Source organism: Lysobacter olei (assembly GCF_054777355.1).
In genome coordinates this window covers 45644-59525 of the sequence record NZ_BAAHAT010000001.1, presented here as the reverse complement: position 1 = coordinate 59525, position 13882 = coordinate 45644, and the positions used below count along the sequence as shown (strand labels likewise).

At 68.0% G+C, this 13882-nt stretch carries 13 protein-coding genes, 2 tRNA genes and 1 other RNA gene; 8 read left to right on the top strand and 8 right to left on the bottom strand.

The window, feature by feature from the left end:
• Positions 1-52: 52 nt before the first annotated feature.
• The gene (locus ACYVBS_RS00320; protein ID WP_460821074.1) at positions 53-2032 is read left to right on the top strand and encodes a SurA N-terminal domain-containing protein; all 1980 of its coding nucleotides are present in this window, start codon (positions 53-55) and stop codon (positions 2030-2032) included.
• A gap of 229 nt (positions 2033-2261) precedes the next feature.
• On the opposite strand, the gene ACYVBS_RS00315 is transcribed toward ACYVBS_RS00320, so the two are convergent.
• The 3 genes from ACYVBS_RS00315 to gloB form a co-directional block, all read right to left on the bottom strand.
• The gene (locus ACYVBS_RS00315; RefSeq protein ID WP_460821073.1) at positions 2262-3059 is read right to left on the bottom strand and encodes an enoyl-ACP reductase FabI; all 798 of its coding nucleotides are present in this window, start codon (positions 3057-3059) and stop codon (positions 2262-2264) included.
• An 83-nt stretch (positions 3060-3142) separates the two neighbouring features.
• Positions 3143-4102, bottom strand: coding sequence for a lytic transglycosylase domain-containing protein (locus ACYVBS_RS00310; RefSeq protein ID WP_460821072.1), 960 nt, complete (start codon positions 4100-4102; stop codon positions 3143-3145).
• Positions 4099-4863, bottom strand: coding sequence for a hydroxyacylglutathione hydrolase (gene gloB / locus ACYVBS_RS00305; RefSeq protein WP_460821070.1), 765 nt, complete (start codon positions 4861-4863; stop codon positions 4099-4101). The genes ACYVBS_RS00310 and gloB overlap by 4 nt, the downstream gene beginning before the upstream one ends.
• A 97-nt stretch (positions 4864-4960) precedes the next feature.
• Here gloB and ACYVBS_RS00300 point away from each other — a divergent pair, with 97 nt between their 5' ends.
• From ACYVBS_RS00300 to dnaQ, 3 genes are all read left to right on the top strand, one after another.
• Complete coding sequence (locus ACYVBS_RS00300) at positions 4961-5671, top strand: methyltransferase domain-containing protein (protein WP_460821069.1); 711 nt, start codon at positions 4961-4963, stop codon at positions 5669-5671.
• Entirely contained in the window at positions 5668-6138 is a 471-nt protein-coding gene (gene rnhA, locus ACYVBS_RS00295; protein ID WP_460821067.1) for a ribonuclease HI, read from the top strand. Before ACYVBS_RS00300 ends, rnhA begins: the two co-directional genes overlap by 4 nt.
• Positions 6139-6200: 62 nt before the next feature.
• Positions 6201-6929, top strand: a complete 729-nt coding sequence (gene dnaQ / locus ACYVBS_RS00290; protein WP_460821066.1) for a DNA polymerase III subunit epsilon — start codon at positions 6201-6203, stop codon at positions 6927-6929.
• 61 nt (positions 6930-6990) lie between these two features.
• On the opposite strand, the gene ACYVBS_RS00285 is transcribed toward dnaQ, so the two are convergent.
• Both ACYVBS_RS00285 and ACYVBS_RS00280 read right to left on the bottom strand, forming a co-directional pair.
• Positions 6991-7695, bottom strand: coding sequence for a PP2C family protein-serine/threonine phosphatase (locus ACYVBS_RS00285; RefSeq protein ID WP_460821064.1), 705 nt, complete (start codon positions 7693-7695; stop codon positions 6991-6993).
• A gap of 148 nt (positions 7696-7843) precedes the next feature.
• Positions 7844-7934, bottom strand: a tRNA-Ser gene (locus ACYVBS_RS00280).
• A gap of 105 nt (positions 7935-8039) precedes the next feature.
• Between ACYVBS_RS00280 and ACYVBS_RS00275 the strand changes: the two genes are divergently transcribed.
• Positions 8040-8450 (top strand): DUF6165 family protein, encoded by a 411-nt coding sequence (locus ACYVBS_RS00275; protein ID WP_460821062.1) that lies wholly within the window; start codon positions 8040-8042, stop codon positions 8448-8450.
• Positions 8451-8656: 206 nt separating this feature from the next.
• Here the strand turns inward: ACYVBS_RS00275 and ACYVBS_RS00270 are convergent, their stop codons facing one another.
• Positions 8657-9682: a glycosyltransferase family 9 protein gene (locus ACYVBS_RS00270; RefSeq protein WP_460821589.1), complete on the bottom strand. Its 1026-nt coding sequence runs from the start codon at positions 9680-9682 to the stop codon at positions 8657-8659.
• A 45-nt stretch (positions 9683-9727) separates the two neighbouring features.
• Here ACYVBS_RS00270 and ACYVBS_RS00265 point away from each other — a divergent pair, with 45 nt between their 5' ends.
• Both ACYVBS_RS00265 and ACYVBS_RS00260 read left to right on the top strand, forming a co-directional pair.
• Positions 9728-10477 carry a 3-deoxy-D-manno-octulosonic acid kinase gene (locus ACYVBS_RS00265; protein ID WP_460821061.1) on the top strand — a complete coding sequence of 250 codons (750 nt, stop codon included), beginning with the start codon at positions 9728-9730 and terminating at the stop codon, positions 10475-10477.
• Positions 10477-11235: an MBL fold metallo-hydrolase gene (locus ACYVBS_RS00260; protein ID WP_460821060.1), complete on the top strand. Its 759-nt coding sequence runs from the start codon at positions 10477-10479 to the stop codon at positions 11233-11235. The genes ACYVBS_RS00265 and ACYVBS_RS00260 overlap by 1 nt, the downstream gene beginning before the upstream one ends.
• Before the next feature lie 57 nt (positions 11236-11292).
• Here ACYVBS_RS00260 and ffs read toward each other — a convergent pair.
• Positions 11293-11389: signal recognition particle sRNA small type (gene ffs / locus ACYVBS_RS00255), an RNA gene on the bottom strand.
• 85 nt (positions 11390-11474) lie between these two features.
• Positions 11475-11567 (bottom strand) — tRNA-Ser (locus ACYVBS_RS00250).
• Between the two features lie 301 nt (positions 11568-11868).
• Here ACYVBS_RS00250 and dnaX point away from each other — a divergent pair.
• Positions 11869-13881: a DNA polymerase III subunit gamma/tau gene (gene dnaX, locus ACYVBS_RS00245; protein WP_460821058.1), complete on the top strand. Its 2013-nt coding sequence runs from the start codon at positions 11869-11871 to the stop codon at positions 13879-13881.
• Position 13882: the final 1 nt, after the last annotated feature.

The following is a 13882-nucleotide window of genomic DNA, read 5'->3' as shown; positions in this document are numbered from 1 at the left end:
CGCGGTTAAGCCGGGTTACACTGTCCGGCTTCCGTCTTCCTCTTTCCCGGACATGCTGCAAACACTCCGCGACAAGACTTCCGGCTGGTTCGCCACGGTGATCCTTGGCCTGCTGATCATTCCCTTCGCCCTGTTCGGCCTCCAGGACTACATGGTCCAGCGCACCGACGACGCCGTGGCCAAGGTCGACGTGCCGCCGACGTGGTGGGCCAGTGCGCCGTCATGGTGGCCGGTGTCGATGTTCTGGCACCACGACAAGATCACCTCCGAGGAATTTCGTGCGCGCTTCGAACAGGAGCGCCAGCGCCGCCGCCAGCAGGACGGCGAGGCGTTCGATGCCAAGGCGTTCGAGAGCGTGGCCAACAAGCGCGAGATTCTCGAGTCGATGATCGACGAGAAGCTGCGTGGCATGGCGTCCGAGCGCGCGGGCCTGGAGGTCAGTGACGCCCAGGTGCGCGAGGCGATCCAGGAAGTGTCCGCGTTCCAGGTGGACGGCAAGTTCAATCCCGAACGCTACCAGCTGGCACTTGCCTCGGGCGTGCCTGCGCAGACGCCGCGTGACTTCGAGAACACGGTGCGCGAAAGCCTGCGCCAGTCGCTGGTGGTGGCGGGCATCGCCCAGAGCAACTTCGTGACCGATGCCGAGTTGGACCGCTTCATGCGCGTGCTGGGCGAAACCCGTGATGCAAGCGTACTGATCATGCCGCCGCCGGCTCCGGACACCGCGCCGGTCACCGATGCCGAGATCAAGGCGTGGTACGACGGGCATGGTGCGGACTACCGCGCGCAAGAGACGGTGAGCCTGGAGTACGTGACGCTGGATGGCGCCACGTTGCCGGCCCCGGCGCCGGCCGACGAGGCCACGCTGCGCCAGCGCTACGAGCAGGAAAAGGCCAAGTTCGCGGGCGCCGAGGAGCGTCTCGCGTCGCACATCCTGGTGCAGGTCGCCGAGGGCGCCGATGCAGCCACGCAGAAGGCCGCTGAAGCCAAGGCCGCCCAGCTGGCTGCGCAGGCCAAGGCCGCGGGTGCGGATTTCGCGGCGATTGCACGGGCGAACAGCGACGACACGGGTTCGAAGGCGACCGGTGGCGACCTGGGTTGGGTGGCGAAGGGCATGATGGACCCCAGCTTCGAGGGCGCGTTGTTTGGCCTGAAGGCGGGCGAGATCAGCGGCCCGGTGAAGTCCGCGTTCGGTTGGCACGTGATCCAGCTGCGTGAGGTGAAGGGCAGCGCGCAGCAGCCGTTCGAAGCGGTGCGCGAGACCCTGGCCGCCGAACAGGCGCAGGCCGATCGTGAGCGTGCGTTCAACGAACTGTCGACGCGACTGGTGGACCTGGTCTACAAGAACCCCTCGTCGCTGGCGCCAGCGGCGCGCGAAGTGGGCCTGCCGGTGCTGACCCTCGGCCCCGTGTCGCATGCCTCCAGTGAAGGCATCTTCGTCCACGCCGCCGTGAAGCGCGCTGCATTTTCAGAGGTGCTGGTGCAGGACGGCACGGTCAGTGATCCGATCGAGATCGGCCCCAACCAGAGCGTCCTGATCCGTGTCACCAACCACACGCCGGAACGTGCCCTGCCGCTGGCGCAGGTGCGCGACCAGGTGGTTGCGGCCGTCCGTGCGGACCGTGCGCAGAAGGCGGCGCTGAAGGAAGCCGACGCGCTGGTGGCGCGCATCACGGCCGGTGAAACGCTGGAGGCGGTGGCTGCCTCGAAGCAACTGCCGGCACCGCAGGCGCTGCCGGGCCTGCGCCGCGGCATGCCGATTCCCGATCCCAAGGTCAATGCCGCCATCTTCTCGGCCAAGGCGCCGGCGACGGGCGCGACGACCCCGGGCAAGCTCGCGATGGATGACGGGCGTATCGCGCTGTTCGCGGTGCAGGCGGTCAAGCCGGGCAACCCGGCCGAAGCCTCGCCCCAGGAGCGCGCGATGCTGCGCCAGCAGCTGTCGACGGCGCGTGGCATGGGTGACGCGGACGCGCTGTCCCGCCAGCTGCGCAAGCAGATGAAGGTGACAGTGGTCGAGGCCAATCTCTGACGAGCATGGCCGTCGATATGCGTTAAGCGAAGGCCCGGCATATCGCCGGGCCTTTGCTTTTCTGAGTGAAGCGCTTTCGCGCGCGGTCATTCCGAATTCGCCGCGCCAAGCTGTGGCTCGCCAATGGATGTCAAAGCGTTGGCCTGGCAGCCAGAACAACAAAGGCCCGCCAATGGGCGGGCCTTTGCATTGACGCTATCGGCGGCAGGATCGCCCGCCGACGAAGCGATCAGTCTTCGTCACCGATGCCGGTCATGCCCAGGATGTTGTAGCCCGAGTCGACGTAGGTGACTTCACCGGTGATGCCGCCGGCCAGGTCCGAGCACAGGAACGCGGCGGTGTTGCCCACGTCCTCGATGGTGACGGTGCGACGCAGCGGCGCGTACTTCTCGAAGTGGCCCAGCATCTTACGGAAGTTGGCGATGCCCGCGGCGGCCAGGGTCTTGATCGGACCGGCGGAGATCGCATTGACGCGGATGCCTTCCGGGCCGAGGTTGAGCGCCAGGTAGCGCACGGTGGCCTCGAGGCTGGCCTTGGCCACGCCCATGACGTTGTAGTTCTGCAGCGCGCGTTCGGCACCCAGGTAGCTCAGCGTCAGGACCGAGCCGTGGCGGTCCTTCATCATCGGGCGCGCGGCCTTGGCCAGCGCGGCCAGCGAGTACGCCGAGATGTCATGCGCGATGGCGAAGTTCTCGCGGGTCAGGCCGTCCAGGAACTCGCCGTCGATGGCTTCGCGCGGGGCGTAGGCAATGGCATGCACGAGGATGTCGAACCCTTCCGGCCAATGCTTGCCCAGTTCGGCGAAGCAGGCGTCGATCTGCTCATCGGAGGCCACGTCCAGCGGGATCACGATGTCCGAGCCGTTTTCCTTCGCGCAGTCTTCGACGCGCGACTTGAGCTTCTCGGTCTGGTAGGTGAACGCCAGTTCGGCGCCCTCGCGGCGCATGGCCTCGGCAATGCCGGTGGCGATGGAGCGCTGGCTGGCGACGCCGGTGATGAGTGCACGCTTGCCTTGCAGGAAACCCATGGACTTACCTCGTAGTGGGGCGATGACCGTCAGCACGGTCGAGCAAAGACTCTAGTTTGCCCTGCCGGCGGGTCGGGGGCTACCTATTCGCTGGCGTCTGGATCCGCGTCGAGGGCAACGGGGGCGAGGATACGCCGATCTTTGCTTCGCAGCGGGCCTCCCGCGTGGGCCGGATTGAGACGGGCCACCAGCTCCGGATCGTGGCCGCTGGCGCGGGCCCAATCGCGCAGGTCAGTGGCGCTGTCAGGCAGCGTGACGTCCCCCAGGTGAGGCACAGGGCGGTTGAGTGCGGCCCGCCAACCATCGCGCTCGTCGGCCTGGTCCAGCAGGCACGACAGGGCGTGCAGTTTCCGGGGGTAGGCGCGGCTAACGGCAGGCAGTCCGGTGAGGTCGTCCGGGTCGATGGATGCCGGCTTGCGGCCGGTGCGCTTTGCCGCGCCGAGGATGCGGTGCTCACCGGCGTTGTAGGCCATGACCACCAGCTTCCAGTTGCCGTCAAAGAGGCCGTGGAGGGTTCGCAGGTAGCGCACGGCGGCGCGAGTCGAGTCCACGGGTGACAGGCGGCCGTCATAGCCGGGGCGAATGGGAACCCGGTGATGGCGTGCGGTCGGTGCCACCATCTGCCAGAGGCCCGTCGGACCGGCCGGGCTGCGGGCAGCCGGCCGATAGCCGCTTTCGACAAACGGGATCAACGCGTATTCGGTCGGCAGGTGGGCCCGTGCCAGTGCCTCCACGACGTAGCCCAGCAGGGGCAGCGCATCGTCGTCGCGGTGGGCGAGGCGTTTCGGGGCGTGGGCAAAATGCTGCTTCCAGCGCGCGCTGGCGCCGGGTTCGCAGGTCCGGTCAGCGAGGCCGTCCCGGAAACGCCGGTAAACGTCCTGTCCATTGATCGCGTTGCGGCTTTTCGCATCGCCGGCATCGGTGTCGATCCCGTTGTCCGCAGCGCGGGGTGAGATCGGGCCGGCAAACGCCCCAGAGACGACCCAAGTCAGCGCCAGCAGCAGGCCGCCGGTCGCGATGCGGAAGAAGCGGAAGCACGTCATCCGCGAAAGTCGTCCTTCCACTGCCGCAACCCGGCGAAGGTGTCCACCGCGCCCTCCGGTGAACGGCCCAGGTGGCGTGCGACCGCTGCGTGAATCGCGGCGTCCTCGACGCGCAGGAAGGGGTTGCAGGCACGCTCGCTGCCCACGGTGGAGGGCAGGGTAGGCTCGCCGCGTTGGCGCTGGGCGATGGCCTCGGCCACGCGTCGCTGCAGGTCGGGGTTGTCCGGATCCACGGTCGTGGCGAAGGCGGCATTGCCGAGGGTGTATTCGTGGGCGCAGCACACCTTGGTTGCGTCGGGCAGGGCGGCCAGCCGGGCCAGCGAGGCGTGCATCTGTGCGGCCGTGCCTTCGAACAACCGGCCGCAGCCCAGGCTGAACAGTGTGTCGCCGCAGAACAGGACGCCATGCCCGTGGAAGGCAATGTGGCTGCGCGTGTGGCCGGGTACCTCGATCACGTCGAATCCCCAGCCGGCGATGTCGACATGCTCCCCGTCGCACACGCGTCGGGTGGCGTCGGCAATGCGATCATCCCTGGGCGCGATGACCGGCAGGCCGGGCCAGCGTTGGCGCAGCGCGGCGACCCCGCCGATGTGATCGTGGTGGTGGTGCGTGATCAGGATGCCCGCCGGCTCCCATCCTTCGGCCGCGGCCGCGAGCACCGGCGCGACGTCGCCCGGATCCACGAACAGAGTGCGGCCGACTTCGTCGGACAGCGCCCAAATGTAGTTGTCGTTGAAGGCGGGCAGGGGGCGGAGGTGCATCAGCGGGATCCTGGGCGGGTGCGCGCCGGCGGACGGCGATCGTCGCCACGGTCTAGACTGGGGACTCAACCCCAACCATGTGGACGCGCCGCCGACCATGCCTTTGCTCGCGCAGTCACGTCAACCGGATGAGCGCAGGGGCCTGAGCTGGTTCAGCACGCTGGCGGGCCAAGGGGTGCTCGCGGCGGAGTATTCGGCCGGATCACAGGTGCTGGCCGCCTGCCCGGCCCTGCCTTGGACCTGGATCGGGGTGGCGGCGGCCGAACCGCCGCCCAATGAGAGTCGCCGTGGCCTTTTGTTGCACCGGGCGGAGGCGGGCCTTGCGGGTGCCGTGCGATGCGGCTTTCCGCTGCCGTTGCCCAGTGAATCCATGGGGGCAGTGCTGATCCAGCATGCCTTGGACGACGGGTTGGAAGTCGACCGCATGCTTGGTGAGTGCGAGCGCGTGCTCGCGCCGGGCGGGACGCTCTGGCTGGCCGCACTCAATCCATGGAGTCCCTACCGCGCGCGCTGGGCGGGCGAGGGGCTTCGCGCCCGCTACCCGGGCGCATGGCAGGCCGCACTGAGGCGCGCAGGCTTTGCGTTTGATTCGGCCCGCCTTCAGTGGCTCGGCCCCCGCTGGCGCGTAGAACATGGCGACGGCGGGATCAGCGCCGCCGACCGGCTGCGTGCCGGCATCGCGCTGACGGTCAACAAGCGTGTGCGCGCGATGATCCCGCCTTCCCCGTTGCGCACGCTGCGCTGGCAGACAGGCCAATTGCGGCCATCCGAGCCAGTGCGACGCGAGCCGGCGATAATGGACCCATGACCCAAACTTTGAAGAAGGCCGTTGAGGCGCATACCGATGGCGCCTGCCTCGGCAATCCCGGCCCGGGCGGCTGGGCCGCACTGCTCCGCTACAAGGGCAAGGAACGTGAACTCAGTGGCGGCGAGCCCGACACGACCAACAACCGCATGGAGCTGATGGGCGCCATCATGGCGTTGGAGACGCTCACCGAGCCTTGCATCATCACCCTGCACACCGATTCCCAGTACGTACGCCAGGGCATCACCGAGTGGATGCGCAACTGGGTGCGGCGCGGCTGGAAGACCGCCGGCGGCGACCCGGTCAAGAACCGTGATCTGTGGGAGCGGCTGCATGCGGCCACCCAACGTCATGAGATCGAGTGGAAGTGGGTGAAGGGGCACTCCGGTGACCCTGACAACGAGCGTGTGGATACGCTCGCACGCGACCAGGCCATCCACTTCAAGGCGCGTGCGGCGAGCCGCGCCTGAGGCCGGTGGTACCCTGTCCGCGCCGACTTTTTTTACGTGAGAAACCCGAGTAACCCCGACGCATGCGCCAGATCATCCTCGATACCGAAACCACCGGCCTGAACTGGAAGTCCGGCAACCGCGTGGTGGAAATCGGCTGTGTCGAAATGTTCGAACGCCGTCCCACGGGCAACCACTTCCACCGCTACCTCAAGCCCGATTGCGATTTCGAGCAGGGGGCGCAGGAGGTCACGGGCCTGACGCTGGAGTTCCTGGCGGACAAGCCGGTGTTTTCCGAGGTGGTGGATGAATTCCTCGAATTCATCCGCGGCGCGGAACTGATCATCCACAACGCGGCCTTCGACGTCGGCTTCCTCGACAACGAACTGTCCCTGGCAGGGCCGCAGTACGGGCGCATCCTCGACCACGCCACGGTGGAGGACACGCTGTTGCTGGCGCGCCAGCGCTTCCCCGGCCAGCGCAACTCGCTGGATGCGCTGTGCAAGCGACTGGGCGTGGACAACAGCCACCGTCAGTTGCACGGCGCGTTGCTCGACGCCCAGATCCTGGCGGATGTCTACATCGCGCTGACGTCGGGCCAGGGCGAGATCGGGTTTGGCGAGGGCGCGGAGGCGTCCGCCGTGAACGCGGCGAGCAGCTTCAAGGTCACGGCATCGTCGGCTCGACCGCGCGTGCTGGTCACCGAGGCGGAGCTGGCGGCGCACGAAGCGCGACTGGAGAAGCTGCGCAAGAAGGCCGGTAAGGCCGTGTGGGACGCGATGCTGGAGGCATCCGCGACGTCCCTCGCGTGATGCGCCCGCGCGGGAGGCCGTGAGGCGGGCGCTTGAGGTCTCCCTGCGCCGGGCGGACCGCTCAGTGGTTGCGGACCAATACGACCGTGACGTTGTCCGACCCGCCGCCGTCGAGCGCCGCGGCGATCAGCGTGTCCACGCATTCCTGCGCACTGCAGTCGTTGCGTGACAGCACCCGGGCGATATTGCGGTCGTCGACTTCCTCGGTCAGGCCGTCGCTGCACAGCAGCAGTTGCATGCCCGGACGCAGCTCGCCGGTCATGGTTTCGACGTTGAGGCTGGTCGGGTCCGTGACGCCCAGTGCCTGGGTCACCACGTTGCGGTGCGGGTGGCTCCGCGCCTGCTCCTGGGTCAGCGCTCCGTTGGCAATCAGTTCCTGCACGTAGCTGTGGTCCTGCGACAGCTGGGCCAGGTTGCCGTCGCGCCACAGGTAGACCCGGCTGTCGCCGACCCACGCGACCTCGAAGCGGCTGCCATTGACGCGTGCCGCGACGACCGTGGTCCCCATGGGCAGGGCATCGTTGCGGCGGCGCGAGGTGCGGATGATCTCCTCATCGGCAATGCGGATCGCCTGGGCGAGGGGCGTGCCGTCCCGGACCTCGCGGACGATGGTCTCGCGCGCCAGCGCACTGGCCACCTCGCCATAGTCGTGACCGCCCATGCCGTCGGCCACCAGCCACAGGCCCAGCTCGCTGTCCCCGTAGTAGGTGTCCTCGTTGAGCTCACGGCGAAGCCCGACATGCGTCAGGTGTCCGAATTCGATCATGTCCAGTCGCGTTGTCAGGCTTTGCTGCGTATAACGCGATCATCAGGCCCCTTCGGCCGCGGGGCAAGGTGAAGATTGCGCGGTCGGCCCCGAAAGCGGGCTGGGGGAAAAAGAAAAGGACCCCGAGGGGGGTCCTTTTCAGCAAAACTGGCGGAGAGGGAGGGATTCGAACCCTCGGTACGCTATAAACGTACGCCTGATTTCGAGTCAGGTACATTCAACCACTCTGCCACCTCTCCGGGTGCAGTGAGCCGGGAATGATACGGGTCGAAAGCCACTTCGGCAAGCCCGGGGGCGACGGCGCTAAACTGTGGCCCTTCCCCCACTGAATGAACGGCGGCGACATGTCCGAAATCCTGGTCCCGGTGTCCTTTGGCGAACTGCTCGACAAGATCGCGATCCTGCAGATCAAGAGCGAGCGCATGTCCGACGAGGCCAAGCTGGCCAACGTCCGCAACGAGCTGACCGCGCTTGAGAAGACCTGGATGGCGCATCCGGCCGCCGGTCATGACATCGCCAAGCTGCGTGCCGACCTGAAGGCGGTCAATGAGCGCCTGTGGGTGATCGAAGACGACATCCGCATCAAGGAAAAGGCGCAGGCCTTTGACGACGAGTTCGTTCGCCTGGCGCGCAGCGTGTATTTCGAGAACGACGAGCGCGCGCGGATCAAGAAGGACATCAACCTGGCGCTTGGGTCGAGCTACGTCGAGGAGAAGTCGTACGAGGATTACAAGTCGGGGGCTGCGGCGCCCTGACTTTCTTGCCTGGAGGGGCGGGAGTCGGCCTGCGCAGGCATTGCTCCAGCCCTCCGTCGCGGCATCCTGCCGCGAGTCGGGCCGCCGGCCATCCATGGCCGGCTTTTCCGCAATGACTGCGCAGTCCGACTCCCTTATCCGGCGTGGTCGGCGTTATAGAAGCTCGTGGGCATCCTGATGCTGTGACGTGCCGGCCCCGCTCGAGGTCAGCCGGCGCAATCTGCGACGTATCGCTCGAAGGCGGCGATGGCGTCCTCGACCGTGATCAGGTCCATTACGCCCTCGTGCTCGATTTTGGTGCCCCACTTGAGCTCGGTCGCCGGCTTGCCGCGGAACTTGCGCGCCGCATCGTCGTAGCGGTCCACGCAGTAGCGACGGGTGGTGTAGGGGCCGCTGCGCTCGGGGTTGCTGGCCGCGTGCAGGCCCAGCACCCGGGTGCCCATCGCGTTGGCGATGTGCATGGGGCCGGAGTCCGGGGTCATCAGCAGGTCGGCGCGCTGCAGCAGCGCAGGTAGCTGCTTGAGCGTGTCCTTGCCGACAAGGTCCAGCGCGGTACCCTGCATGGCGGCAAGGATGGCGTCGGCCGTCTGCCGTTCCAGCTCGCTACGGCCGCCGCAGAGCACCACGCGCCACCCTCGAGCGATGGCGTGGTCGGCCACGGCGGCGTAGCGTTCCGCGCGCCAGTTGCGCAGCACGTGGCTGGAGCAGGGCGAGATCATCAGGGTGCGACGGCCGTCGTCTGGCCATTGCTCCCCGGCCCACTCGAACGATTCCGCCGGCACCGGCAGGTCCCAGCGCACTTCGGTCTGGCGCAGGCCCAGCGGTTCGCAGAAGCTGCCCAGCGCATCGAGTACATGGATCCCCGGGCGGTCCGGGATGCGCTCGTTGATGAAAAGCCCGTGCAGGTCCTTGGATCGCGACTTGTCGTAGCCGATGCGCCGACGCGCCGGGATGAACGCCGACAGCAGGTTGGCACGCGCGGCGACCTGCATCTGCAGCAGCACATCGAAACGGCGACCCGCCAACTGCCGGCGCAGCGTGCGCATGCCTGCCAGCCCGGTCTTTTTGTCGTATTCGACGAACTCCACGCCCTCCAGTCCGGCCAGCAGCCGATGCTCGCCCTTGCCAATGACCCAGGTAATGGACGTGGCAGGCCAGGCGGCGCGCAACGTGCGAACCAAGGGCACCACGTGCGTGACGTCGCCCAGGGCCGATAGCCTCAGGATGCAAATCGATGCAGGTGCAGAGACGGCGTGAATTGTTAGACTCCGGAGGATATGACGGGCTACGACGCTGCCGAGGGATTGGTTCCGTTCCGCGAGGACAGCGGATACGGCGCGATTCTGTTCGACACGACACGGGTGCGGCAAGCCGCGCCGGAATGGTTTTCCCCTCAGTACTGGGGCGCGCGCGCGCGGCCGGTCGAGAGCGGGGGGCGGGGTGGTGCCTGGTTCATCGATGCGCCTTTCGGGCCGGTGCTGCTGCGCCGCTACCTGCGTGGAGGGGTTGCGGCGCATTTCAGCCGGGACCGGTATTGGTGGAGGGGCGCGGTGGCAACCCGGAGTTTTGCCGAGTTCCGCCTCACCCGCGCGATGGCGGCCCGCGGCGTGCCCGTGCCGAGGCCGGTGGCGGCCTACTACCGGCGTGAAGGCATGTTCTACACCGCCGCCATATTGCTGGATCGCCTGGACGACGTCCGCTCTTTGGCGGACCGGGCGGCGGTGGCCGGGGATGGTGCGCCGTGGGAGGAGGCCGGGCGACTGATCGCCCGCGGCCACCGCGCGGGACTGGACCACGCGGATCTGAACGCCCACAACCTGCTGTTTGATCCTGGCGGCAATGGCTGGCTGATCGACCTCGACCGGGGGCAGCTGCGCATCCCCGCCACGGGCTGGCGACGCGGCAACCTCAAGCGCCTGCATCGCTCCTTGATGAAGTTGCGCGGCGCCCGTTCCGTCGACGAAGTCGAACGGGACTTCCAGCGGCTGCGCAACGCCTACGAAATGGCCTGGAGCCGGGGCACCTGATGGGCTGGTCGCTGCGTCTGCAAGGAGTCGGTAATGCCTCGGCGGTGGAGCTGGGGTCGGCGATGGCCACCATCGAGTGTGATGGCGTGCCTTGGCTGACGATCGATTGTGGCGCCGAAGGGTTGACCGCATTCCTCGCCCGCTACGGCCACGCGCCACGCGCACTGTTCATCACGCACACGCATCTGGACCACGTGGGCGGGTTTGAGCGGCTGTTCGTGGAGAGCTACTTCAACGCAGACGTGCGGGGGAAGGTGCGCGTGTACGTTCCGGCACCGGTGGTGCCGCTGCTGCACCAGCGCGTGGGTGACTATCCCAATGCGCTTGCCGAAGGCGGGGCGAATTTCTGGGACGCGTTCCAGATCGTGCCGGTCGGGGCGGCGTTCTGGCATGACGGCGTGCGACTGGAGGTGTTTCAGGCACGACACCATTGGCCGGATACCGCCTTCGGCCTGCGGCTGAAGGGCAGCATGGTGTGGACCGGCGACACCCGGCCGATTCCCGAGGTGCTGGGGCGGGTGGCCGATGACGGCGAATTGATCGCGCATGACTGCGCGCTGCATGGCAACCCGTCGCACAGCGGCATCGAGGACCTTGAACGCGAGTATTCGGCCGCGCTGCTGTCGCGCTGCGTGCTGTACCACTACGCGAGCCGCGAAGAGGGCGAAACGCTGGCCGCGCGTGGCTACCGCGTGGCGCATCCGGACGAGTGCCTGTCGTTGGCGGAACCCACGGCCATGCGGGCCGATCCTGTCTGAGAATCTGGCCGTCTGGTGCGGGGACTTGGGCAGGAGTCGGGGGCTGAAAAGGCGGTAGCCCCGCCGGCTGGCCTCGGCACCCGCGTCAGTCGATACCGTTGCTGCCTTCCGGCCCTGGCGGGGTTTTCGACCTAGCGTCGCGAGGGGCCGACGGGGCCACCATAGGCGACTGCGGGGCTTCGCTTGGGCAAAGCGGCGCACGGGCGCGGCTTGCTGGGCGGGACTCGCATTCAAGAATCTGGCGGAGAGAGGGGGATTCGAACCCCCGAAGCGCGGTTTAGACGCTTACACACTTTCCAGGCGTGCTCCTTCAACCACTCGGACACCTCTCCGGGTCCCGGAGCCACGGCGCTGGGCAGCGGCCTCGGGGTCGCAAAGTCTAGCCTTCGCGGCGCTTGCGAACAAGTCGCGCCACGCTGTGGCGCCCATGGCGTTGCTGGGGGCGGGCGCCGACTCGGCGCTGGAAAGCGCGCCAACCTTTGAAATGCGCCAGTCCAGCCGTTCAACGCGCGGTCGCCACCGCGGCGGATGCGGCGTGGCGTGGCGTGGCACAATGGGATGAGTCCGATCACCCGATCCGGCGCGGGGCCTTCGTGGCCATGGCGCCCGAGTCGCCGCACTGCAAAGGATCCGATGTCCTACCTCGTCCTCGCCCGCAAATGGCGCCCCAAGCGCTTCGCCGAACTGGTCGGGCAGGAGCACGTGGTCCGTGCGCTGACCAACGCGCTGGAAACCGGCCGCGTGCACCACGCGTTCCTGTTCACCGGCACCCGCGGGGTGGGCAAAACCACCATCGCCCGCATCTTCGCCAAGTCGCTGAACTGCGAGCAGGGCACCTCGTCCGACCCGTGCGGCGTGTGCGCCACCTGCCAGGACATCGACGCCGGCCGCTTCTTCGACCTGATCGAGATCGACGCCGCGTCCAATACCGGCGTGGACGACGTGCGCGAGGTGATCGAGAACGCGCAGTACATGCCCAGCCGCGGCCGGGTGAAGGTCTACCTGATCGACGAAGTGCACATGCTGTCGAAGGCGGCGTTCAACGCGCTGCTGAAGACGCTGGAAGAGCCGCCGGGGCACGTGAAGTTCCTGCTGGCCACGACCGACCCGCAGAAGTTGCCGGTGACGGTGTTGTCGCGCTGCCTGCAGTTCAACCTGAAGCGGTTGGACGAAGGCCAGATTACCGGGCAGATGAACAAGATCCTCGACGCCGAAGGCATTGTGGTGGAGCCGGGCGCGATTCGCCTGCTCGCGAAGGCCGCCGACGGCAGCCTGCGCGATGGCCTGTCGCTGCTGGACCAGGCCATTGCCTACACCGGCGCGAACAGTGGCGGTGGGCAACTGGTCGAGAGCGGCGTGGCGACCATGCTGGGCTCGGTCGATCGCACCCGCGTGGGCGCGTTGCTGTCGGCGTTGGCCGACGGCAATGGCGACGCCCTGCTGGCGGAAGTGACCGCACTGGCCGAATTCTCCCCTGACTGGGGCACCGTGCTCGATGCGTTGAGCGACGCCATGCACCGCATCCAGGTGCGCCAACTGGTGCCCGGGGCGCCGGTCGAGGCCGACGGCGTGGACATCGACGGGCTGGCCGCGCGCATCCGCGCCGAGGTGGTCCAGCTCTGGTATCAGATGGCGCTTAATGGACGTCGCGATCTGCCGCTGGCGCCCAGCCCGCGCGCGGGATTCGAGATGACCGTGCTGCGGATGCTGGCGTTCCGGCCGGCGGAAAGCGGCGGCGGTGGCCGTGCCGTGGCATCCGAGTCCGCGGGCGTGCGCAGTGCATCGCCGACGGGGGGCGCCGCTGCGGCAGCGCAGACTCGACCCGCCTCGATGGATCCCGGCGCGGCGCACGGCGGGTCCACACCGCCCTCAGTCAACGCAGTCAAGGCGCATGTGCAATCTGGCACCAGCGATAGCCGACGCGCGGTGGACGTGCAGGGCGCGGCCAGCCCAGTCGAGACCAGGGCGACTTCGGCTACGCCCACTGAATCCGAAGACGACGATGTTCCGCCTTGGGCCGAGACCACGGCGACGCCGGTCGCCCGCATCGCCGCGGCTCCTGCCGCACCCGTGATCGCGCCACCGATCGTCGTGGAACGCAATCAGCCGCCGCGCACCGTTCCGCCCGCACCTCGCGAGCCGGTGGCGGCGCACCCTCCCGCGGACGCCAGTGCACCCGTGCGCGAAGCGGCAGGGGTGCCGGCGATGAGCCCCGCCACTGTACGTCCCGTCCCGTCGGGCGCTGATCTGGCCGTCGGGATCGCCGACGCCGACGAGTGGCACGACTTCGTGGCCGCGAGCGACCTCAAGGGTCCTGCTCGCCTGTTGGCCGAGCACGCGGTCTTCGGTGGCTACGCCGATGGCGTGCTCACCCTGGCGTTACCCGAGGCCGACCAGCACCTGGGCGTGCCCAACCTCGTCAACTTGGTGGCCGAGGCCCTGGTGCCGCGCCTGGGCGTCGCCCCACAGATCCGTTTCGCCGCCGCGACCGCCGGCGAATCCATCCGCGAGCGCAACGAGCGCGCGCGGGACGAGCGACAGGCCGCCGCCGAATCCACTTTCATGGACAACGCCGACGTGCAGCGCCTCATCGCGCAGTACGGCGCCCGTGTCGTCCCCGATTCCATCCGCCCCCTGGAAGACTGAA